At 69.4% G+C, this 21,500-nt stretch carries 19 protein-coding genes; 9 read left to right on the forward strand and 10 right to left on the reverse strand.

Features of this window, described 5'->3' with window-relative positions; all coding sequences use genetic code 11:
- The first annotated feature begins 10 nt into the window (after window positions 1-10).
- Window positions 11-1,717, forward strand: coding sequence for an amidohydrolase (locus tag ACIBVQ_RS29380; RefSeq protein WP_386189608.1), 1,707 nt, complete (start codon window positions 11-13; stop codon window positions 1,715-1,717).
- 50 nt (window positions 1,718-1,767) lie between these two features.
- On the opposite strand, the gene ACIBVQ_RS29385 is transcribed toward ACIBVQ_RS29380, so the two are convergent.
- The gene (locus ACIBVQ_RS29385) at window positions 1,768-2,571 is read right to left on the reverse strand and encodes an ABC transporter permease (protein ID WP_399181394.1); all 804 of its coding nucleotides are present in this window, start codon (window positions 2,569-2,571) and stop codon (window positions 1,768-1,770) included.
- On the reverse strand, window positions 2,568-3,521 hold the full coding sequence (locus ACIBVQ_RS29390; protein ID WP_399181396.1) for an ATP-binding cassette domain-containing protein: 954 nt from the start codon (window positions 3,519-3,521) through the stop codon (window positions 2,568-2,570). Before ACIBVQ_RS29390 ends, ACIBVQ_RS29385 begins: the two co-directional genes overlap by 4 nt.
- 87 nt (window positions 3,522-3,608) lie before the next feature.
- Between ACIBVQ_RS29390 and ACIBVQ_RS29395 the strand changes: the two genes are divergently transcribed.
- Complete coding sequence (locus ACIBVQ_RS29395) at window positions 3,609-4,370, forward strand: TetR/AcrR family transcriptional regulator (protein ID WP_399181398.1); 762 nt, start codon at window positions 3,609-3,611, stop codon at window positions 4,368-4,370.
- A gap of 60 nt (window positions 4,371-4,430) precedes the next feature.
- Window positions 4,431-5,903, forward strand: a complete 1,473-nt coding sequence (locus ACIBVQ_RS29400) for a DUF4276 family protein (RefSeq protein WP_399181400.1) — start codon at window positions 4,431-4,433, stop codon at window positions 5,901-5,903.
- Between the two features lie 9 nt (window positions 5,904-5,912).
- Here ACIBVQ_RS29400 and ACIBVQ_RS29405 read toward each other — a convergent pair whose 3' ends face one another.
- Window positions 5,913-6,527, reverse strand: coding sequence for a dioxygenase (locus ACIBVQ_RS29405; protein WP_399181402.1), 615 nt, complete (start codon window positions 6,525-6,527; stop codon window positions 5,913-5,915).
- Between the two features lie 459 nt (window positions 6,528-6,986).
- Between ACIBVQ_RS29405 and ACIBVQ_RS29410 the strand changes: the two genes are divergently transcribed.
- A complete protein-coding gene (locus tag ACIBVQ_RS29410) occupies window positions 6,987-9,494 on the forward strand; it encodes a M28 family peptidase (RefSeq protein ID WP_399181404.1) in 2,508 nt (835 codons plus the stop codon).
- Between the two features lie 198 nt (window positions 9,495-9,692).
- On the opposite strand, the gene ACIBVQ_RS29415 is transcribed toward ACIBVQ_RS29410, so the two are convergent.
- The 3 genes from ACIBVQ_RS29415 to ACIBVQ_RS29425 form a co-directional block, all read right to left on the reverse strand.
- A complete protein-coding gene (locus tag ACIBVQ_RS29415) occupies window positions 9,693-10,538 on the reverse strand; it encodes a fumarylacetoacetate hydrolase family protein (RefSeq protein WP_399181406.1) in 846 nt (281 codons plus the stop codon).
- Window positions 10,539-10,616: 78 nt separating this feature from the next.
- Window positions 10,617-11,546 (reverse strand): catechol 1,2-dioxygenase, encoded by a 930-nt coding sequence (locus ACIBVQ_RS29420; RefSeq protein ID WP_352014011.1) that lies wholly within the window; start codon window positions 11,544-11,546, stop codon window positions 10,617-10,619.
- Window positions 11,534-12,982 carry an aldehyde dehydrogenase gene (locus ACIBVQ_RS29425; protein WP_352014010.1) on the reverse strand — a complete coding sequence of 483 codons (1,449 nt, stop codon included), beginning with the start codon at window positions 12,980-12,982 and terminating at the stop codon, window positions 11,534-11,536. The genes ACIBVQ_RS29420 and ACIBVQ_RS29425 overlap by 13 nt, the downstream gene beginning before the upstream one ends.
- Window positions 12,983-13,101: 119 nt before the next feature.
- Here ACIBVQ_RS29425 and ACIBVQ_RS29430 point away from each other — a divergent pair, with 119 nt between their 5' ends.
- The 3 genes from ACIBVQ_RS29430 to ACIBVQ_RS29440 all read left to right on the forward strand — a co-directional run bounded on the left by ACIBVQ_RS29430 (window position 13,102) and on the right by ACIBVQ_RS29440 (window position 15,716).
- Window positions 13,102-13,794, forward strand: coding sequence for a gamma-glutamyl-gamma-aminobutyrate hydrolase family protein (locus ACIBVQ_RS29430; protein ID WP_399181409.1), 693 nt, complete (start codon window positions 13,102-13,104; stop codon window positions 13,792-13,794).
- Window positions 13,795-14,034: 240 nt separating this feature from the next.
- Window positions 14,035-14,973 carry a hypothetical protein gene (locus ACIBVQ_RS29435; RefSeq protein WP_362911244.1) on the forward strand — a complete coding sequence of 313 codons (939 nt, stop codon included), beginning with the start codon at window positions 14,035-14,037 and terminating at the stop codon, window positions 14,971-14,973.
- A 197-nt stretch (window positions 14,974-15,170) separates the two neighbouring features.
- Window positions 15,171-15,716, forward strand: a complete 546-nt coding sequence (locus tag ACIBVQ_RS29440) for a DUF11 domain-containing protein (RefSeq protein ID WP_399181411.1) — start codon at window positions 15,171-15,173, stop codon at window positions 15,714-15,716.
- A 170-nt stretch (window positions 15,717-15,886) separates the two neighbouring features.
- Here the strand turns inward: ACIBVQ_RS29440 and ACIBVQ_RS29445 are convergent, their stop codons facing one another.
- The 3 genes from ACIBVQ_RS29445 to ACIBVQ_RS29455 all read right to left on the reverse strand — a co-directional run bounded on the left by ACIBVQ_RS29445 (window position 15,887) and on the right by ACIBVQ_RS29455 (window position 18,850).
- Window positions 15,887-16,912 (reverse strand): DUF11 domain-containing protein, encoded by a 1,026-nt coding sequence (locus ACIBVQ_RS29445; RefSeq protein ID WP_399181413.1) that lies wholly within the window; start codon window positions 16,910-16,912, stop codon window positions 15,887-15,889.
- Between the two features lie 344 nt (window positions 16,913-17,256).
- Window positions 17,257-17,829 (reverse strand): MarR family transcriptional regulator, encoded by a 573-nt coding sequence (locus tag ACIBVQ_RS29450; RefSeq protein ID WP_352014005.1) that lies wholly within the window; start codon window positions 17,827-17,829, stop codon window positions 17,257-17,259.
- Window positions 17,830-18,040: 211 nt separating this feature from the next.
- Window positions 18,041-18,850: an acetoacetate decarboxylase family protein gene (locus ACIBVQ_RS29455; RefSeq protein WP_352014004.1), complete on the reverse strand. Its 810-nt coding sequence runs from the start codon at window positions 18,848-18,850 to the stop codon at window positions 18,041-18,043.
- A 175-nt stretch (window positions 18,851-19,025) separates the two neighbouring features.
- On the opposite strand from ACIBVQ_RS29455, the gene ACIBVQ_RS29460 reads away from it, so the two are divergent.
- Window positions 19,026-20,390: a glutamine synthetase family protein gene (locus tag ACIBVQ_RS29460; RefSeq protein ID WP_352014003.1), complete on the forward strand. Its 1,365-nt coding sequence runs from the start codon at window positions 19,026-19,028 to the stop codon at window positions 20,388-20,390.
- A 61-nt stretch (window positions 20,391-20,451) separates the two neighbouring features.
- On the opposite strand, the gene ACIBVQ_RS29465 is transcribed toward ACIBVQ_RS29460, so the two are convergent.
- The gene (locus ACIBVQ_RS29465; protein ID WP_352014002.1) at window positions 20,452-20,652 is read right to left on the reverse strand and encodes a ferredoxin; all 201 of its coding nucleotides are present in this window, start codon (window positions 20,650-20,652) and stop codon (window positions 20,452-20,454) included.
- A 128-nt stretch (window positions 20,653-20,780) separates the two neighbouring features.
- On the opposite strand from ACIBVQ_RS29465, the gene ACIBVQ_RS29470 reads away from it, so the two are divergent.
- Window positions 20,781-21,404: a TetR/AcrR family transcriptional regulator gene (locus tag ACIBVQ_RS29470; RefSeq protein WP_352014001.1), complete on the forward strand. Its 624-nt coding sequence runs from the start codon at window positions 20,781-20,783 to the stop codon at window positions 21,402-21,404.
- Window positions 21,405-21,500: the final 96 nt, after the last annotated feature.

Raw genomic sequence — 21,500 nt, forward strand, 5'->3', positions numbered from 1 at the left:
GAGGCCTCCGATGTCCCAACCAGCGGACCTGATCCTGGTCAACGGCGACGTCCTGACCGTCGACGCCGACTTCTCCGTGGCCCAGGCGGTCGCGGTGCGGGACGGACGCATCCTCGCCGTCGGTGAGACCGCGGAGATCGAGGCGCTGGCCGGACCGGAGACCCGGGTGATCGACCTGGCGGGCCGTACGCTCCTGCCCGGCATCAACGACTCGCACCTGCACGGCGCCGCCTGGGGTCTGACCAGGCCGCCCTTCGCGCTCAGCGTCGGCTACCCCGCCGTCAGGTCCATCGCCGACATCGCCGAGACCGTACGGCGGGCCACCGAGACCACCCCCGAGGGAGAGTGGATCACCGGCCTCGGCTGGGACCTCGGCTACCTCGCCGAAGTCCTCGCCGACCCGTCCCGCCGCCCGCACCACCGCGACCTGGACGCCGTCTCCCCCGACCACCCGGTCGCGCTGACCGACTTCTCCGCGCACATGCTGTGGGTCAACTCCAGGGCCCTGGAGATCGCCGGGATCACCCGCGACACCGTCGCCCCTGCCGGCGGGGTGATCGAGGTGGACGCCGACGGTGAGCCGACCGGCATCCTGAAGGAGGCCGCCCAGGCCCTCGTGCAGGGCCTCATCCCGGTCGCGAGCGTCGAGCAGCGCAAGGAGGCCATCCGCCAGGCCGTCGCCGCCCTGCACGCCGAGGGCATCACCAGCTACACCGAGCCCGGCCTCGGCCCCGGCGGCACCCAGATCCTCGGCGGCGGCCTCAGCACCGAGTCCCTCGACGCCTACATCGAGCTGGCCCGCGCCGGGGAACTGGCCGCCAGGGTCAGGGTCCTGCTGCTGCCCGCCGCCATCGGCGGCTCCGCGGCCGACCTGGTCGCCGGGCTCGAAGGCCTCGGCGTGCCCGACGACATCGACCCCGACCTGCTGTCGGTCATCGGCGTGAAGATCTTCGCCGACGGTGTCCCGCCCAACGAGACCGCCTGGATGCACGAGCCGTACGGCAGCGCGGGAGGCTACGGCTCGCTGTGCGTGCACGGCGCGACCGCCGCCCTGCAGGAGGCGGAGCTGCGGGAGATGATCAGGCACGCGCACGCCGCGGGCTACCAGCTCGGGGTGCACGTCACCGGTGACCGGGGCATCGACGCCGTGGTCGACGCCTTCGTCGCGGCCAACGAGGTCCACCCCAGGCCGGACGCCAGGCACTACCTCATCCACGGCGACTTCGTCTCCGCCGAGAGCCTGGCCAAACTCTCCGCGCACGGCTACTCGGTCAACATGAACCCCGGCATCAAGTGGATGACCGCCGACATGATGGACGACATCCTCGGCAAGGCGCGCTCCGAGTACCAGTGGCCGGTCCGCTCCGCGGTCGAGGCGGGCGTCGCGGTCTGCTCAAGCTCGGACGCGCCGATCACCGAGCCCAACTGGCGCCAGGCCGTCGCCTCGATGATGCTGCGCGAGTCCAAGGCGACCGGCAAGGTCAGCGGCCCCGACCAGTGCGTGGACCTGGCCACCGCGCTGCGCGCCTACACGATCAACCCCGCCCGCCAGGACTTCGCCGAGTCCTGGAAGGGCAGCGTCGAGGTCGGCAAGATCGCCGACCTGTGCGTCCTCGGCGGTGACCTGCGCGCCGGCGACCCGCACGACTACGCCGACATCCCGGTCGACCTGACCGTCCTCGGCGGGAAGGTCGTCTACGAGCGCGCCGGGAGCTGAGCCACCAGGCGAGGGGCCGTCCCGGGGGTGCGCCCGGGACGGCCCCTTTTTCATGTCCTGCTCAGATGGCGATATTTCCGTACCGACAGCGGCAGGAAGACCGCGACGAGCAGCAGCGGCCACGCCACGGCCATGGGGATCGCGTTCAGGGTGATCCAGGACCCGGCCTCGAAGCCCGGGGTTCCGAACAGGTCCCGTACGGCCGCCGCCGTGACCGAGAGCGGGTTCCACTCGGCGATCGCGCCGAGCCAGGAGGGCATGGTCGCCGGGTCGACGAAGACGTTGGACAGGAAGCCCACCGGCCAGACCAGGATCTGCACGGCCGTCACCGACTCCGGGCCGCCGGCGGCCAGGCCCGCCAGGATTCCCACCCACAGCAGGGCGAAACGCAGCAGGAGCAGCAGCCCGAACGCGGCCAGGGCCGGGCCGGGTCCCTCGTGCCAGCGCCAGCCGAGCGCGAGCCCCGCGCCGACCATGACGGCCAGGCCGACCACCGAGTTGAGCATGTCGGCGACGCAGCGGCCCGCCACGACGGCCAGTGAGCTCATCGGCATCGAGCGGAACCTGTCGGTCACGCCCTTCGCGGCGTCGGTCGTCACGGCCATCATGGTGTTCTCCAGCCCGAAGAACACGGTCATGGCGAACATCCCGGGCATCAGGAAGTCGAAGTAACCTCCCCCGCCGGGCACCTCGATCGCGCCGCCGAACAGGCCGCCGAACATCAGCGCGATCATGACGGGGAAGACCCAGCCGATGGCGACCGTGCCGGGCCGCAGGGCCCAGTGGTTCAGGTCGCGCCTGGTGATCGTCCAGGTGTCCGCGAAGGTCCAGCCGACCGTGGACAGTGCCGTCATCGAACGACCTCCTTGGTGAGTTTGAGGAAGACCTCGTCGAGTGTCGGACGGCGCAGGGTGATGTCCTGGGGCTCGACGCCCGCCTCGTTCAGCGCCGAAACCAGCTCGGCCAGCGCGCGGGTGCGCCCGGCCACCGGCACGCTGACCCGGTCACCCTCGGCGTACGGCTCGCCGGAGGCGACCCGGCCCGCCAGGCTGAGCACCGTCGTCACGTCGTCGCCACCGGACAGCACGACGTCGATCCGGTCACCGCCGACGGTGGCCTTGAGCTCGTCCGGCGTGCCCTCGGCGACGACCCGACCGGCCCTGAGCATCGAGATCCGGTCGGCCAGCCGGTCGGCCTCCTCCAAATACTGGGTGGTCAGCAGCACGGTCGTGCCCGACTCGGCCAGCTCGCGGACCGCCTCCCACACCTCGGCGCGGGCCGCCGGGTCGAGACCGGTCGTCGGCTCGTCGACCAGCAGCACCGGCGGCGCCACGATCAGGCTCGCGGCCAGGTCGAGCCTGCGCCGCATGCCCCCCGAGTAGGTCGCGACCGATCTGCCGGCGCTCTCGGTCAGGGAGAAGCGTTCGAGCAGCTCCTCGGCCCTGCTTCTGGCCACCGGGGAGGGCAGGTGGTTCAGCCTGCCGAACATCACGAGGTTCTGCCGTCCGGTCAGCACCTCGTCGACCGCGGCGTACTGCCCGACGAGCCCGATGTTCCGGCGGACCTGCCGGGCCTGCGTCGCGACGTCGAACCCGGCGACGCTCACCCGCCCGGCGTCGGCTTCGAGCAGCGTGGCCAGGATCCGGACCGCGGTCGTCTTGCCCGCCCCGTTCGGGCCGAGCAGCCCGCGCACCGAGCCCGCCCGCACCCGCAGGTCGAACCCATTCAAACCCGTCCCCTCCGGCGCCTTCGGGTAGCGCTTGCGCACACCCTCGGCGTCGATCGTGAACTCGGGTCGCCCCACGTGCACCCCTTTCTTTCGTACGGCGTACCGTACACCGTACTGAATGACTATAGTGGGGTCAACGCCGAAGGTTTGGAGACTGTTCCCGTGAGCGGAAGAAAGGGCGCCGACCCCGCCCGCAGCCTGGCCCTGCTGTGGAGGGCGCACGGCAGGCCGGGAAGGTCCGGGCTGACCATCCGCGCGATCGTCGAGGCCGCCGTCGAGCTGGCCGACACCGAGGGCATCGAGGCCGTCTCCATGCGCCAGGTCGCCGAGCGGCTGCGGGTCGGCACCATGTCGCTCTACACCCACGTGCCCGGCAAGACAGAGCTGGTGGACCTGATGGTCGACACCGCGTACGGCAGGCTCTACGACGACGTGGACGCGCCCTCCGCACAGCCCGGCGGCTGGCGGGGGGCGCTGCGGTTCGTCGCCGCGCGCAACTGGGACCTCTACCTACGCCACCCCTGGATGCTGCAGGTCACGGGGGGCCGCCCCGCCCTGGGACCCAACGCCGTGCTCAAGTACGAGGCCGAGCTGCGGCCCCTCGACGGCATCGGCCTGACCGACCTGGAGATGGACGCCGTCCTCACCCTGGTCCTGACCCACGTCGAGGGCACCGCGCGGACCAGGGCGAGCCTGGAGGAGGCCCGGCGCGACAGCGGCCTGACCGACGACGAGTGGTGGGTGGCCAACGCGCCCCTGCTGGACAAGGTCGCCGACGAGAGCAGGTTCCCCGTCGCCTCCCGGGTCGGCCAGGCAGCGGGCCAGGAGTACGACGCCCCCGCCGACCCGGAGGTCGCCCTGACCTTCGGCCTCGACCGCATCCTCGACGGCGTGGCCACCCTGATCACCGGCCGGGAGGGCTGACCACCACGGAACCGTCCAGGAAGTCGTACTGTCCAGGAAGTTGGACCGTACGCTTGGGATATGCCGCGCAAGATCCAGAACATCCACGTCGAGGGATACACCTCGATCCGCCAGGCCGATGTCCGGCTGGGGGACATCACGCTCCTGGTGGGGGCGAACGGCGCGGGCAAGAGCAACTTCATCGCCGCCGTGGAACTCCTCGGCAGGATCGCCGACGGCGAGCTCGGCCTTGAGGTCGGCCTCAGGGGAGGCGCACAGGCCCTTCTGCACGCGGGGGCCAAGGCGGGCGGATCCATCGTCCTGGGAATCCAGGCCGGAGACGGTGAGGTGACGAGCGGCTACGAGGCGGTGCTGGTTGCCGCGGCGAACGACACACTGATCTTCGAACAGGAGAGGATCACCCGTCGGCGCTCGGGCCTCGCCAAACGGTGGGGTGTCTCCTTCGGAAGCGGTCATCGGGAGACTCTCCTGCACACCGCGCCGGAGGATACGGAGGACGTGGTGGACATCCTGCGGGGGTGCCGGGTCTTCCACTTCCAGGACACCAGCAGGAACGCCCCGGTCAAACAGCTCGGCTACGTGGACGGCCAGGACTTCCTGCGGCCGGATGCGGGAAACCTCGCAGCCTTCCTCCTGTACCTGCGCAGGGAACACCCGGAGAGTTACGAACGGATTCGAAGCACGGTGCGGGTGATGGCGCCGTTCTTCCGCGACTTCGTCCTGGTGGAGGACGCCAAGGGGCGGACCAGCCTCCGCTGGAACCAGCAGGGCGTCGACGCGGTCTTCCCCGCGGAGGCCCTCTCGGACGGCACCCTGCGTTACATCTGCCTGACCACACTTCTTCTGCAGCCGAGGCCTCCCGCCCTGCTGACCCTGGACGAACCCGAGCTGGGACTGCACCCGTTCGCGATCGTCCAGCTGGCGGACATGCTGAGATCCGCCGCCACCCGCAGCCAGATCGTCATCGCCACCCAGTCGGTGACCCTGCTCAACCAGTTCTCCCTCGACGACCTCGTGGTGGCCGAGAGGGACGAGGGGGAAACGGTCCTGCGCAGGCCGGAGCCCGAGGCCCTCCGGGAATGGCTCGACGACTACTCCTACTACGGCCTTCCCCGGGACACCCCTGGGATGGACGACCTTCCGAGTGGGACGCCTCACGCGCGCGTCGAGCATGTGGAGAGGGCCGTCCATCGTGCGCTGGACGATGACCCGCGTCTCGTTCCGAACCTTGTTCTGCACGAGACGGAGACGTGGGTGTTCGCCGCGGCGAAAGAGCTGGGGGAGCTTCTCGGCAGGCCGGATGTCGCCGACGCCCTGCGCAAGCAGGCCGAACGCGCCGGAGGGCCCGAACTGGTCAACGACGGAGGGGAGACCGCCCCTTCGAAGCGCATCCTGGCGGCGTACCCGGGATACCGGAAGACCCATGACGGGCCTCTCGCCATCGCGGATCACGGCCTCGCCGCACTGCGGCGTGACTGCCCGCATCTGGACGCGTGGGTGCTTCGGGTGCTGGAGGGCGAGAGAACGGTGTGACCCGGTGGCTCACCCGGTGGAGTCGAGGACGAAGACGTAGGTTCCGTTGCCGGCGTACATGTTCAGCAGCAGCCGGGGGTCGAAGAGGACGTCGACGCTGTTGCGCGGTTCCCCGGGGAAGTAGAGCTGGGTGGTCAGCAGCCGCAGGCCGGGGGCCTGGATCTTGACGTGGATGTGCCGGGTGCGGCCGGGATAGGGGCCGGGCACGACCGTGGTCAGCTTGAAGGCGCCCCGGGGGTCGGTGAGCTGGTGGCCGCGGAACGCGAACCCGACGCTGTCGTATTTTCCCTGGCTGTCCGCGTGCCAGAAGTCCATCAGGACGTTGGGCAGCGGGTCGCAGGAGCGGTTCACGACGAAACCGCTGACCTTCAGCGGGGTGCCGGAGCCGGGAAAGACGTTGCGCGCGGGAGAGCTCGGCCTGAAGTGGACGCCCACGGGCTGCTGGACGGTCGGGTCGTCGTCGCAGAACGGCGTGGGGTCGAGGAGCCGCCCGGTCTCCCCGGCCAGCGCGGGTGCGGCCTGGCCGAGCAGCAGCGGGATCGGCACACCCATCAGGGCCGCCTTCAGCAGCGTCTTCCTGCTGATGCCGTTCTCGGTCTCGTCGGTTACGCGATCGGCGCCCACGGTGGTCTCCTCGGCGTGCGGGGGGTGTCCGGTTCCTCGGAGAACGGCAGGAGCCGGTTTGTTTAAGGTCGCATGGAATTGAGATCATTTGCACCCAACGGGCGTCCATAGTCTCGGGTAATACCCCCTGGCTGTTCATTGTCCGAGGCGTCGTACCCCCGATATAGTGCCTTCCTTTTCATGAAATTTCGGTAATTGGGGGGCGAGATCTCCCTGGCCACAGGGGTGGTTTTTTCGGGGGAGGATACGTAGCTTCTTCTACTGGGCCACGCATGTGGCGGCGGTTTTTCGGTGGCCACTTAGTGCTTACCGTTTGGCCGGCAAAGTTAGAACCGTATCCCTTTTCTGCCCCCCAATCCCCGTGATGTTCCGTACCTTCCGGATGTTTCCGGTGGCGTCGGCGCCCGGTGTTCCCAGCGAACGCCAGGCAGGCGGGGAAGCCAGGAAGGAACGACACGCATGAAACGTAAGGGACTGATCGCGGTGACGGTGGGTGTCGCCACGGTCGCGGCGACCACGCTCTACACGGCACCCGTGAACGCGGCCGGACAGACCACCCCGGGAACGTCGAACGCGACGACGGCCGACCCCGGAAGCGACCCCAGGGCGCTGGCCGCGCAGGCCGCCGACAAGGCGGTCGCCGAGGGGCTGGGCGCGTTACGCAGGGGCCCGGAGGAGAGCTTCGAGCGCACCGGCGTGACCTCCGGCGCCGACGGCACGCAGTACGTCGGCTACGAGCGCGCCTACAAGGGGCTGCCGGTGGTCGGCGGCGACGCGGTGGTCGTCACCGACGCCGCCGGAAAGATCATCGACACCGTCGCGGCCACCGGCCCCACCGGGGACGTCGCGCTGACGCCGAAGGTCAGCACGAGGAGCGCCCTGAAGGTCGCCAAGGCCAGGCTGTCCCAGGTGGACAAGGCCGAGCAGCCGAGGCTCGTGGTGCGGGCCGGGGAGAAGGGCGAAAGACTCGCCTGGGAGGTCGCGGTCTCCGGCGTCGCCGACGGGAAACCGAGCGTCCAGCACGTCTTCGTCGACGCCCTCGACGGCTCGGTCATCGACGCCTACGACCTGGTCAAGTACGGCACCGGCAACGGCTTCTACAACGGCCAGGTGACGATCTCCACCTCCGGCTCCGCCGGCTCGTACACGATGAAGGACCCCACCCGCAACGGCCTGGCCTGCGGCGGGCAGAACGGCGCGCCGTACACCAAGGACGTCGACTCCTGGGGTGACGGAACCGGCACCAGCCTGGAGACCGGCTGTGTAGACGCCTTCTGGGCCGCCCAGAAGATGTGGGACATGCTCCGCGACTGGTTCGGCTACAACGGCTTCAACGGCCGTGGCGGCGGCTTCCCGACGCGGGTCGGCATGAACGACGCCAACGCGTACTGGAGCGGCTCCTACGCCGTCTTCGGCCGCAACCGGGCGAACACCCAGCAGGCCACCGCGTTGGACGTCATCGGCCACGAGTACGGCCACGCCATCTTCCAGTTCGCGGGCAGCGGCAGCATGGGCACCGGGAACGAGTTCGGCGGGCTGAACGAGTCGGCGGGTGACATCTTCGGCACGCTGCTCGAACACTACGCGAACGTCCCCGGCGACCCGCCGGACTACACCATCGGCGAGGAGGTCGACCTGCTCGGCACCGGCCCGATCAGGAACATGGCCAACCCGTCGCTGATCGACAGCGCGCCCAACTGCTACTCCTCCACGATCCCCATCACCGAGGTGCACGCCGCGGCCGGGCCGCAGAACCACTGGTTCTACCTGCTGGCCGAGGGCACCCACCCCGGCGGTGGCAAGCCGAACAGCCCGGTCTGCTCCGGCCCGTCCTACCTGGCCGGTATCGGCATCAAGAAGGCGGGCAAGATCTTCCTGAACGCCCTGCTGCGCAGGACCTCGACCTGGCGTCACACCGACGTCCACCGTGCGACCCTCGCCGCCGCGGCCGAGCTGTACGGCTCCCGCAGCGTCGAGTACGCCGCCGTCTGGGCGGCCTGGAGAGCGGTCAACGTCCCCTCCGCCACGCCGACCCCGCCCCCGGTCCCGGTCCCCACCGTGACGCCGGTGGTGGCCCCCACGGGACCCGGTGACCCCCCTGGGGTCAGCCTGGCCAACGTCAAGGCCCACCTGCAGCAGTTCCAGTCCATCGCGTCGAGCAACGGTGGCACCCGCCGTTCGACCGGCGCGGGTTACACCGCCTCGGTCACCTACATCGAGAACAAGCTGCGCGCCGCGGGCTACACCGTGACCCGGCAGAGCTGCACCAGCGGCTGCAGCCGGGGCGCGGGTCCCAACCTGATCGCCGACTGGCCGGGCGGTGACGTCAACCAGGTCATCATGGCCGGTGCCCATCTCGACAGCGTCTCCGCAGGTCCCGGCATCAACGACAACGGCTCCGGCTCCGCCAGCCTGCTTGAGGTCGCGCTGACCCTGGCCCAGTACAGGCCGACCGTGGCCAAGCACGTGCGGTTCGGCTGGTGGACCGACGAGGAGCAGGGTCTGCTCGGCTCGAAGTTCTACGTCAACTCGCTCGGCTCGGCCGGGCGCTCCAAGATCAAGCGGTATCTGAACTTCGACATGGTCGGCTCGCGCAACGGCGGCTACTTCATCAACAACATCTCCACCGCGGCGGCGGCCGATCTCAAGGCCTTCTACAACCAGATCGGTGTCCAGACCGAGGAGAACGTCGAGGGCGCCAACCGCTCCGACGACGCCTCCTTCCGCAACGGGGGCATCCCCACCTCCGGGGTCGCGGCCGGGGCCAGCGCCCGTAAGACCTACGCCCAGGCCTCCAAGTGGGGAGGTACGGCCAACCAGCCCTACGACTCCTGCTACCACTCCGCCTGCGACACCACGAGCAACATCAGCGACACGATCCTGGACCGGGCCGCCGACGCCACCCTCTACGCCATCTGGCGGGCGGCCGCGAGCACCGGACCGACCCTCGCGCAGCCCCAGCCGTGACATCCACTGTGACACCCGCTGTGACGCGCGCCTGAACGGGTGAACCCCGGCCGGATCACTCCGGCCGGGGTTCACCTGCCCCTGTACTCCCCCGGCCCCGGCGCAGACACGGTCAGGGGCCTGCCGGACAAGGCCGCAGGCCCCTGACCTCCCGACGTGCTCCGCCGGGGCGGGCTCTAGGGGTCCGCAAAACAGGCCCTAACGCTGGGGCGCGCGGATGCCGCGGAACTCCCAGTCGCCGCCGAAGGTGGTGGAGATGACCTCCTCCGACTCGGTCGGCTGGGCGCCGCAGTCGTCGCGGATCGGCGCGGGGCCGGTCACGATGTGGTTGGTCAGCTTGCCCAGCCCCTCGACCTCGACCTCGACCACGTCACCGGGCTGGACCGGGCGGGAGTTGGCCGGGGTGCCCGACAGCAGCACGTCGCCGGGGTAGAGGGTGATGGTGCGGGCGATGTCGGCCACCAGGTAGTGCATGTCCCACTCCATCTCGTCGGTGGAGCCGTCCTGCACCACCTTCCCGTTGACGAGGGTGCGCAGCCGCTTGTGGTGGAAGTCCCAGTCGGTGACCAGGCCGGGGCCGAGCGGGCACAGCGTGTCGGAGCCCTTGACGCGCAGCATGGACCCGGCGTCGGTGTCGCGGAAGTCGTGCAGCCCGTAGTCGTTGCCGATGGTGTACCCGGCGATGTAGTCGCCCGCCTCCTCGGGGGAGACGTTACGGGCGGTGCGGCCGATGACGATGGCCACCTCGCCCTCGTAGTTGAGGTACCTGCAGCGCTCGGGACGGACCACGGCGCCCTTGTGCGCGTTGAGGGCGGAGGTGGGCTTGTGGAAGTAGGTCGGGGCGTCGGGCAGGGTGGTCATGAACTCCTCGACCCGGCTGCGGTGGTTGAGGTGCACCGCGACGACCTTGGAGGGGACGACCGGCGGCAGGTGCACGGCCTCCTCGACACCGACCACCCGCCCGTCGGCGCTGACCAGTTCGTCGCCTTCACGCCGCACCTGGGTGGCGGCGCCGTCGAGCAGGATTCTGCGATATTCGGGCATCAACGGCCCTTTCCACGTTGAGAGTCGGAAAAAGCGAGAACTGGGGCGCCGTCCCACGACGGTACCGGAACGCGCAGGTCAGCCGGGGTAAGGGTAGGGATAGGGGTCGTTGGAGGGGTCGGTGCGGTGCGGAGCCGGGAAACCGCCCGCGGGCGGGTCGAACCACAACAGGACCTGGCCGGTGCCCACGGAGTTCTCGTACTCCCCGTACTGCCGGCCCGGCGCGGTGCAGTCCCCCTCACCCAGAGCGCCGATCATCATGAGGTAGTGGCCGAACCGGGCCTCCGGCTTGAACCGGGCGAACTCCGGCATGGTGTCCAGCACCCGGGCGTGATCGCCCTCCTTGAACCAGCCGATCCGCTCGTAGTCGGCGGCGCGGGCCTCGGGGGTGATGATGTGTTCGGGACCGGAGGCCTCGTGCGCCCGCAGATGCCGCAGCGGCCAGAAGGTGTGCGACAGGGCGCCGGAGGCGATCAGCAGCACCTTGCGGTCCGTCGCGGCGATCGCGTCCCCCAGGGCGCGTCCGAGTCGCAGGTGGTCCTCGGCGTCACCGGTCTGACACACCCCGATGCTCACCCACCGCTTACCGGCCACGCCCAGATGCGTCCACAGGTTGGTGGTGGCGTAGTAGATCGGCAGGTAGGGGTCCTCGATCGCGGTGATCCAGGTGGCGTGGTCGGCCGCCCTGGCGGCGATGGCGTGCGCGAGCTCCTGGTCGCCGGGGAAGTCGTAGGGCATCCGGCACATGCCGCGGGGCAGTTCCTCGGAGGTGAACAGGCCCGCGCGGTGCTGCTGGGCGGTGACGACGAACTCGACCGTGGTGGCCCAGTGCGAGTCCAGCACCACCACCGTGTCGTAGTCCACCGTCTCGAAGACGTCCTTGCGGAGTTGCTGCAAGCCCGTGACCAGGGTGATCTCCTGGCCGTTGTTCAGCTCCCGCCGGGTGGCCTCGGGAAGGACGATGGTGGGCACGTGGGCCAGCAGGCCCGCCCCGACTACCTGACCCATGGCGCGCTCACCGTGTTCTTCACGTCGCAGTAGAAGTCGAAGCTCCAGGTGCCGCCCTCACGGCCGACCCCGGACTCCCGGGACCCGCCGAACGGCGCCTTGAGGTCACGCACGAAGAAGCAGTTCACCCACACCGTCCCGGCGACGAGCTGGGCGCTGACCCGCTCGGCCCGCTCCTGGTCGCCGGTGATCAGGGTGGCGGCCAGCCCGAACCGGGTTCCGTTGGCCATCTCCACCGCCTGCTGCTCGCCGGTGAAGGTCTGCAGGGTCAGCACCGGCCCGAAGACCTCCTCGGTGAGGATCTCGCTCCCCTCGGCGGCACCGGTGATCAGGGTCGGCCGGTAGTACTGGCCGCCCAGGTCGGTGTTGGGGCCGCCGCCGATGACGGCCTTCGCCCCGGCCTCCAGGGCGCGCTGGACGAAGCCGTCGATGCGCTCCAGGTGCCTGGGGTGGATGTTGGGGCCCAGGTCGGTGGACAGGTCCCGGGGGTCACCCTGCTTCAACGCGGTGGCGCGTTCGACGAACCGGGCGGTGAACTCCTCGGCGACGGACTCCTCGACGAGCAGGCGGGTACCGGCCAGGCAGACCTGCCCGGCGTTGTCGTACTGCTCGACCGCCAGGTTCACGGCCAGGTCCAGGTCGGCGTCGGCGAACACGATCAGCGGCGACTTGCCGCCGAGCTCCAGCGACAGCGGGGTGAGGTTCGCGGCGGCGGCGGAGGCGATGGTCCGGGCCGTGGGCACGGAGCCGGTGAAGCTGATGCGCCGCACCCGGGGGTCGGCGACCAGTGCGGCGCCTGCCTCGGCACCGTAGCCCTGCACGACGTTGAACACCCCGGCGGGCAGCCCGGCCTCGGCGGTGATGTCGGCCAGCAGGGAGGCGGTCAGCGGCGTCCACTCGGCCGGCTTGAGCACCACCGTGTTGCCCGCCGCCAGCGCGGGCGCGATCTTCCAGGTGGCCAGCATCAGCGGCGCGTTCCACGGCGTGATCAGCGCGCACACCCCGGCCGGGTCCCAGCTGACGTGGTTGGTGTGACCGCGGGTCTCGAAGTCCTCGTGACCAAGCTCCAGCAGCCAGTCGGCGAAGAAGCGGAAGTTGTGCGCCACCCGCGGCATGACCCCCCGCAGATGGGAGCGCAGCAGGGCGCCGTTGTCGGTGGTCTCCACGATCGCCAGGTCCTCAAGCCTGGCCTCGACCCCGTCGGCGATCGCGTGCAGCAACCGCGCCCGCTCAGCCCGGGAGGTCGCGGCCCAGGCGGGGAAGGCGGCGTGGGCGGCGCCGACCGCGGCGTCGACCTCGGCCGCCCCACCCCGGGCGACCTGGGCGAGCAGGGTCTGGTCGATGGGGGAGTGGTCGTCGAACGTGGTGGGCGAGCTGACCCGCTCGCCGCCGATCCAGTGATCGCCGTGGACGGGGATACCGGCGACAGTGGCCATCCGCTTCTCCTAATCGTTTGGCTCCAAACAACCTAGGGTGAGCCGCGACGGCAGGTCAAGACCTAGGAGGAGCTCTAGGGTACCGTTTGGCTTCAAATGAACCTTTGAAGGAGTCCGGGATGTCTCGACGTCCGCTCATCGCGATCCCGTCGCGTTTCGCCGCCACCACCTCCGCCCTGCGGTATGAGGCCGTGGTCACCGCCCGGGCGCTGGCCGACGCGGTGTACCGGGCGGGCGGGGAGCCGTTCCTCATGCACCCGGTCGACGCCGAGCGGGCGGCCGAGCGGCTCGCGGTGGCCGACGGACTGCTGCTGCCCGGCGGCGGCGACCTGGCCCCGCAGTCGTACGGCGAGGCCGTGGCGCACGAGACGGTCTACGACGTGGACGCCGAGCAGGACGCCTTCGACCTGGCCGCCGCCGAGTACGCGCTGACGACCGGCCTGCCGACGCTGGCGATCTGCCGGGGGCTGCAGGTGGTCAACGTGCTGCGGGGCGGCAGGCTCCGGCAGCACATGGAGGCCGACCACCGTCACATGGTGCACCCGGTGACCGTACGGCCGGGCTCGCTGCTGGCCGGGATCACCGGGGAGAGCCGGATCAGCGCCTCGTGCTACCACCACCAGTGCGCCTCCGGGCTGGGTGAGGGCCTGGTGGCGGTGGCACACGCCGTGGACGGCACGGTCGAGGCGGCCGAGCTGCCCGACGCGGCCGGGTGGTTCCTCGGGGTGCAGTGGCACCCGGAGGACACCGCGGCGAAGGACTCGGCCAACCAGTGCCTCTTCGACGCCCTGGTGACCGCCTCCCGAAATTAAGGGTGATTGTTCCTATTTCATTCACCCTTGTCCCAGGCGTTTGCTGCATTGATCGGATGAAGGTGGTTACAACCGCATAACGATGCCGATAAAGCATGCATGGTGAAGTGCGTGAGTATTGTGATTGCAGGGGCTTGCGTGGCTATGGCCACTATTGTGGGATTTGTTCCCAGGGCCTACGCGGCTGACTACGACACGGCGTGTGCGAATCCCACCGTTACCCTCACCAGCGGGAGCCCCGTGCCACCGATCTCCGCGGGCATGGTCGTGCTCTTCCAGGCGGGGACCTACAACAGCCTCTCGGCGATGGTGACCGGCGGTGGCGTCGCCTGCCTGGCCCCCGGGGCGAAGTGGACGGTGACCTCCTTCGGCGTCGCCCCGGTCGGGTCGATCCACGTGCGGGGCGAACTCGACGTGCAGACGCTCCAGGCGCTGAGCAACGGCTTCCTGCTGGAGAACGAGGGCACGGTCTCGGTGAGCGGCATCATCCAGGCCGGTGCCAACTCGGTGCTGATCAACCACAAGGGGGCCACCTGGCAGGGCACCGGATCACAGACGCTGTTCGGTACGGCGAGCCTGACCAACGAGGGCACGATCGACCTGGTGGGCTCGCTGACGCTGGCCGAGCAGAGCTCGTTCACCAACGTCGGCGACACCACGGTCGGCGCCTTCCAGAACGGCTCGACCACGACGAACACCGGGACCATCACGGTCATCGGCTCGGCCACCACCTCGGGAACCCTCTACAACAGGTGCATAGCCGACTTCCGGTTCGGCTACGAGTCCGAGGGCTCGACCACCAACGAGGGCATCGTCCTGGCCACCGGCGGTACCGCGAACAGGATGGGTCTGTACATCTCCGGGACCTACACCAGCACCGCGACCGGCGTGACCAGTGGCAGTGACTTCACCATCGCCGTGACCGGGCAGATGACGGGCGCGGGGAGCTACCGCTTCACCGGCCTCACCGTGGTGGCGGGCCGCGCCGCCGGCAGTCCGCAGATCGTCTTCTACGACACCTCGCAGACGGGAAGCCAGATCTTCGACGTGGTGACGGGCACGGTGACCAACGTGGTCAGGGCCGTGGTGCCCCCGCCCGACCCCGCCGTCCTGCCCGCCGGATGCGCCGCGGCGGGGGTCGACCTGTCCATCACCAAGTCGGTCAGCCCGGTGAGCTGATCGTCCGCGCTGTCTGACGAACTGGTCTGCCCTGGGTGTGGCACGATGCCGACAGACTGTGACCGGGTGTATAACTCGTGGAGTTTTCCCTGTTCAGCGACTTGATCGGCTTATGAGTGAAGAGATCGAACGCCGTATGGCCAATGGCTTTGTTGTCTCTGGCCTGCATCCAGGGACCGGCCGAAGCGGAAGAAACCGTGCGCGCCGGTCATGAGGTGGTCTTCGCCATGACCATCAGGAACGTGGGACCCGCGGTCGCGCGCGAGGTCGTCGTACGTGACCCGCTCGACGACCGGTTGACGTTCCTCTCGGTCAGCCCCGACTCCTGCGGTTACCAGGACCGGGTGCTGACCTGCCGGTTGGGGAGGTTGGGTCCGGAGGAGGCGGTCACCGTCGAGTGGCGGGGGCTGGTCTCCCCGGACACACCGGACGGCTACCGGCTGCGCAACGTCGCGAAGGTGTCGGGTGTGACCCCCGAGTCGCGTCTCGACAACAACCTCGGGCGCGCGGAGATCACGGTGACGAACCGGCCGCCGCACGTCAAGAGGCCTCCGCACGTCAAGAGACCTCCGCATGTCGAGAGGCCGCCGCTCTTCGAGAAGCCGCCGCTCGTCGCCGGACCGGCGCCGGTGCCCCGGGAGGAACTGCCGTTCACCGGCTTCCCCGCCTGGCTGCTCGGCCTGGCCGGGCTGCTGGTCGTCGCGGGCTCCGCCGTACGGTGGACGGCCCGCCGGACCGGTTGAGCCCTGCCCTGAAACCGCCGTGAAACCGTCCTAGAACCGTCCTGAGACACACAGCAGGCGGCTCCCGACAAGGGAGCCGCCTGAGCCATGTCGTGGCCGCTTCTGCGTCCGTTCGGTCCGTCGGGCTCGCCGTCCGCCTGGGCGGACGGCGAGCGCTACGGGAAGCGGGGTTATCCGGCCCGCACGGACTTGGTGATCGTCAGATCGGCCACGGCGTTGACCGGCGTGTCGATCGTGATGTTGTTGTTGTCGGTGTCGGGATCGGGGTTGTCGCCGGTGACGCTGGCGGTGTTGCTGACCGTTCCGGTCACGGTGGCGTCGACGTTGACGTTCAGCACGATGTCCGTGCTTTCTCCGGCGGGCAGGGTGCCGACCGGGCAGGTCACCACCTGTCCCGCGGCGGTGCAACCGGACGGTGTGCTGGAGACGAACGTCAGACCGGCGGGCAGGGTGTCGGTGACGACGACTCCGGTGTCGTCCGACGGCCCGTTGTTCGTGACCTTGATGGTGTAGGTGCCGGTGCCACCGGAGTTCAGCGTGCCGGCCGTCTTGGTGATCGACAGGTCGGACTCGGCGGCGACGTTGATGTTGGCGTTGTTACTGGTCTCCGGCGTCGAGTTGTCGGAGTCGACGTCGGCGACGTTGGGAATGACGGTCCCGACCGGCGTGTCGGGCCGGACCCTGACCGTGATGTCCCAGGTCTGCGTCGCGCCGACGGCGAGCGAGGCGACCGTACACGTGACGACCTGGCCCTCGGCCGTGCATCCCTCGGGCAGCGGGGGGACGATCTCAAGCCTGGGGTCCAGGGTGTCGGTGACCACGACGTTGGTGGCGACCGCGGGGCCGTTGTTGGTCACGCTCAGCGTGTAGATACCGGTCTGGCCCGCGTTGACGGTGGCCTCGGGGTCGGCCTGCCTGATCCGCAGGGCCCGGGGTGTCTCGCGCAACACCGTGCGGTGATGGACGACCAGCCGGGCCCTCTTCTGGTCGGCGGCCGCCCGTGCGCGGTGTCGGAGCACGGGCCCCCTGGCCGTCTTGGCCCTCCTGGCCACCTTGCCCATCCTGTCGACGTGGGCCGTCTTGGTGATCTTGGCGATCTTGCCGGCCTTGGGGGCGCCGGTCGTGCCGGCCGCGCTCGCCGAGGCTGGGAGGGCCATCATGAGCGCGCAGGTCACCGCTCCCACGGACAGCCACACCGAGCGACGAGAACGCAGGATAGCTTTGGCGAACAATGTCTCTTTTATCACGGTTCTCCTTTTAGGTAATAAAGCAATGCATGCTATTTCCTTGAGAAACGCGAGGTCGCGCACCCGGTGTGGTGTTTTGTCAATGGTTTGTAGTAGGGGTTTCCGATGGGGTGGTTAACGGAAAGCCGCGATGGTCTTCCGTTAACTCCCCGAGAGAAAGGCCAGGGGCAATCGTCCCGGAATGGCAAATAGGGTCATATCAACCGGGTTTTGTCCTTCAGGCCGGAAAGCGCAAAAAGGCGGGGTCCCACCCGGAGAACGAGTGGGACCCCGCCCGAGGCGGAGCGAAGGGGCTACTCGGCGCGGCGGCGGCCACCGCGACGCGGCGGGGCCGGGTTCTCCTTACGGAGCTTCGCGCGACGCTCCTCGCCGTGCTCCTCAAGATGGGTGACGATCCGGCGCAGGGACTCCGCCAGGGTCACGGCCTCCTCGGCGTCGAGGTCGGTGACCACGAACGCCTCCTCGTCGTTGAAGGCGGGGAAGAGCCGCTCCATCAGGGAGACCCCCTCGGGGGTCAGCCGCAGCAGGGCCAGCCTGCCGTCGTCGGGATGCTGGCTGCGTACGGCCAGGCCACGGGACTCAAGGGTCTTGATGATGCCGGTCAGCGTGCCCTTGGAGATGCCGGCCTCGGCGGCGACGTGCCGGGTCTCGATCTCCTCCCATATCCACACCACCCACAGCACGACGAACGCGCTCCAGGTCAGGTCGGCCACGCGCAGGGCGGAGTTCTCCAGGTGCTGTCGTACGGCGGTCGCCGCACGGTGCAGATTGGAGACGGCGGCCAGTGCCTCGCGTCTGATCGGGATGCTCCCGAGGCGGCGGCTGACCGCTTCCTCGGTCTCCGTCAATGAATAGTACGCGGGCACGCGAACTCCTCGATGTCGTACGGCGGGTGGTGGCCGGCCGGGAAGAACAGATCCTCACGCCATTTTCGACGGCGTCACTCCCTCCGCCGGTCAGGGGAGCGCTCTCCTTTCCATCCCAGCGGATGTTCGCCGCGCACGTCAACGGACTGGCGCCGGATATGACAGGACCCGTACGGGGTTGCACCGCACGGGCCCTGTCATATCCGGAAGGTCACTCGGCTCCGGAGCCACCCGCCTGCAGCAGGGTGCCGCCGTTCCAGACGACGCCGACCTGCCGGTAGTAGCCGCCGATGACCTCCTCGACGCGCAGCGCGGACAGCTCCTCGGTCGGGGCGTCGAACAGCTCGATCTCGGCGTCGCCCTTCCAGGCCTGGCCGCCCTCGAAGGACTGCCCGGCGCTGGAGATCAGCTCGTCGAGGGCCAGGCCGCCACCCGGCTCGATGGAGGGCAGCCAGCGGTTGTGGGCCATCGGGTGGCCGTTGACGAAGCCGTTGGTCTCGCTGGGCTCGTTCAGCCGTACGACGGCCTGGGCCAGACGGCGGTCGGCGGCGGCCAGGGTGGCGCCGAACGTGCCGCCCTCGCCGATGCGGGGCGCGGCCTGGCCGTACGGGTAGGGGCGGGTCTGGTGGATCGAGCCGAGCTTCTTGGGGTAGCCCTGGTGCATGCCGCGGGCGATCGCGAAGTCCTTGTCCACCCAGATGTAGACGCAGCGGGAGAAGGTGCGCCCCTCGAAGGCGCAGCGCACCACGACGAAGCACTCCTTGTACTGCGAGCGCACCGGGTCGAGGAGCTCCTCCTTGCTTCCCGAGCAGGACTGCCAGTCGGCCCAGATGATCGCGACCGCGCCGGGGTCCTCGTCGGCGAGGGTCAGGGGCTCGGGCAGCAGCTCGGCCACCCTGGCGGGGTCGGTGCGATACTCGACGGTGAGCAGATCACCGGAGTAGTACCACGGCGGAGCCGGGACCAGCGAGGAGCGGCCGGTCGCCGTCTTGGGAGTGAAGAAGCCGCGCACCGTGGCCACGATGTCTCCTTGCCTAGGGAACGTCTCAGACTGTTTGGGGCCATACGATATGCCTTGAACTGCGAGATGTCACGATGGGAACGGCCGCCTTCCTGGCTGGAACCTTGTTCCCCGGCTGTTCGAGGCGTATGTTTTGCATCCAAACGAAATCCTGGGACGAACCAAGGGGGACGCAGTGAGCGCGGAGTCCGCAGAACGGACGGTCGAGCGCCTGAGCGAACAGGGCATCGACGTCGTCCGGGTCGGCTACCCCGATCTGATCGGCACCGAGCGCGGCAAGGACGTCCTGCTGGAACGCCTGCCCGACGTCGTCCACAGCGGTGTCGCCTTCTGTCAGGCCGTCTACTACACCTCACCCCAGGGGGACACCGTCCCCGTCCCCGGGGGTCTGGACCGGGGCCTGCCCGACGTCTCCATCCGCCCCGACCTGGGCACCCTGGTGGAGCTGCCCTGGGAGCCCGGCGTCGCCCACGTCCTCGGCGACGCCTACGACCCGGCGACCGGCGACCCCTTCCTCGAATCCCCCCGCCAGGTGCTGCGCGCCGCCGTCGCCCGCCTGGCCGACCTCGGCCTGACCGCCCTGGCCGGTCCCGAGCTTGAGTACTACCTGCTCGAACCCGACCCCACGCCCGGCTCGTCCAGCGGGTGGCGGCGCTACGACGACGCCCTGGGCAACGTCTACGTCACCGGGCGCAAGGGGGACCGCCTGTCCCACGTCCTGCGCACGCTGCGCACCCTGCGCAAGCTCGACATCGGCGTCACCATGGGCAACCACGAGTTCTCCGGCGGCCAGTTCGAGATCAACCTGCACCACTCCGAGGCCCTCGACGCCGCCGACCGCGCCTTCCGCTTCAAGGGCGCGATCAAGGAGCTGGCCCGGCACGACGGCCTGATGGCCACCTTCATGGCCAAGCCCTTCGACGACGAGGGCGGCTCGGGCTTCCACGTCCACCTGTCATGTGTGGACGCCGAGGGCCGCAACGTCTTCGCCGCCCAGCCCGGCGACCAGGACGCCGAGCACGGCCTCTCCGTCACCGCGCTGCACGCCATCGGCGGCGTGCTCGCCCACGCCCCGGCCCTGGCCGCGCTGCTCAACCCCACGATCAACTCCTACAAGCGCTTCGGCCCCGACACCCTGGCGCCCTGGCTCAACGACTGGGGGCTGGACAACCGCAGCGCCATGCTGCGCATCCCGCCGGAGCGCGGCGCGGGCAGCCGCATCGAGGTACGGCTCGGCGACGCCTCGGCCAACCCCTACCTGGGCATCGCGGGGCTGCTGGCCGCCGTCTACCTCGGCATCCGCGACCGGATCACGCCCCCGGCCCCGCTTGAGGGCTACGGCTACGACGCGACCAAGGCGCCGGTGCTGCCGATGACGCTGCCCGCCGCGCTGGACGCCTTCGAGGCCGACGCGGAGCTGACCGAGGTGCTGGGCAAGGAGTTCGCCGCGGCGTACCTGGCCTACAAGCGTGACGAGGTGCAGCGCTTCTCCAGGACCGTCACCGACTGGGAGTTCCGCGAGTACGCCTACCACCTCTGATGATCTTCCCGTCCCGGCCGGACTTTCGCGGGTCACGCGGCCGGGACGGGGAGCCAGACGGTCAGTCGTCGAGAAGCACCGAGATGGCTCCCGAGGGGCACAGCCGCTCGGCCCGCTGGACCGCGGCCCGCTGGGCGGCCGGGGGCTCGGCGTCGAGAAGGACGACGGTGCCGTCGTCCTCGCTCTGGTCGAACACCTCGGGCACCGTGAGCGCGCACATGCCCGCGCCCACGCACCGTTGCGTGTCGGTGTGGATTTTCATCGGATCCTCCAGTATGTGTGGCCCGTGCGGTGGCGTGGGAGGAGATCGTTTGTCATCTCCCATAAAAGTACATGTGGTGTAAGTTTGCAATAAGTGCATAACATAATTCCATGCACTAAGATTCGCCCATGGGTGAGGTCCCCGGGCTGCGCGAACGCAAGAAACTCCGTACCAGACATGCTCTGATCTCCGGGGCCCTACGCCTCTTCCTGGAGAAGGGCTACGAGCAGACGACCATCTCCGAGATCGCCATGGCCGCCGACGTCTCGACACGGACGTTCTTCAGCTACTTCGCGAGCAAGGAGGAGGTGGTCCTGTGCGACGCCAGGGAGAGCCTCGACCGCCTGCTGCGGACGTTCGCCGAACGCCGTCCTGACGAGGGCCCCGCCGACCTGCTGGCCCGCGCCGTGGAGACGATCTTCGAAACCCTGGCCGAGGACGCCGAGATGGGCTGGGAGATCACCGAGATCAACCGCCTGGTCATGAGCGTCCCCTCACTCAGGGCGCAGGCGCTGCTGCTGATGTTCGACGTCCAGCACCAGATGGTCGAGGCCCTCCAGGACGCCTTCCCCGGCGAACTCGACGCCGTCGAGGCGTGCGCCGCCGTCGGCTCCGTGGTCGGGACCGCCAAACTCGCGATCTCCATGGGTCTGAAGCAGGGCGGCCCCGCCGAGGAGGTGCTCCAGGGGTGCAGACGGGCCGTCGGCCTCGCCCTCGCCGGGCTGCGCGCCGTACCTCCCTTCGAGAGCTGACATTTCCTGACCTGGGTGGCCGTCGCGCGCCCGGGAGCGGGAAAAGGCGGGCCACCGATGACCACGGCATGACCCTTTCCTGACCGAGGGGTTCCT

The organism is Streptosporangium sp. NPDC049376 (assembly GCF_044466505.1).
GTDB lineage: Bacteria > Actinomycetota > Actinomycetes > Streptosporangiales > Streptosporangiaceae > Streptosporangium.

Coding starts and splice junctions, on each gene's coding strand:
- ACIBVQ_RS29400 (WP_399181400.1), top strand. CDS start 4,431: ATGCCGCGCAAGATCCAGAACATCCACGTCGAGGGATACACCTCGATC.
- ACIBVQ_RS29380 (WP_386189608.1), top strand. CDS start 11: ATGTCCCAACCAGCGGACCTGATCCTGGTCAACGGCGACGTCCTGACC.
- ACIBVQ_RS29415 (WP_399181406.1), bottom strand. CDS start 10,538: ATGCCCGAATATCGCAGAATCCTGCTCGACGGCGCCGCCACCCAGGTG.
- ACIBVQ_RS29410 (WP_399181404.1), top strand. CDS start 6,987: ATGAAACGTAAGGGACTGATCGCGGTGACGGTGGGTGTCGCCACGGTC.
- ACIBVQ_RS29385 (WP_399181394.1), bottom strand. CDS start 2,571: ATGACGGCACTGTCCACGGTCGGCTGGACCTTCGCGGACACCTGGACG.
- ACIBVQ_RS29470 (WP_352014001.1), top strand. CDS start 20,781: ATGGGTGAGGTCCCCGGGCTGCGCGAACGCAAGAAACTCCGTACCAGA.
- ACIBVQ_RS29430 (WP_399181409.1), top strand. CDS start 13,102: ATGTCTCGACGTCCGCTCATCGCGATCCCGTCGCGTTTCGCCGCCACC.
- ACIBVQ_RS29465 (WP_352014002.1), bottom strand. CDS start 20,652: ATGAAAATCCACACCGACACGCAACGGTGCGTGGGCGCGGGCATGTGC.
- ACIBVQ_RS29420 (WP_352014011.1), bottom strand. CDS start 11,546: ATGGGTCAGGTAGTCGGGGCGGGCCTGCTGGCCCACGTGCCCACCATC.
- ACIBVQ_RS29425 (WP_352014010.1), bottom strand. CDS start 12,982: ATGGCCACTGTCGCCGGTATCCCCGTCCACGGCGATCACTGGATCGGC.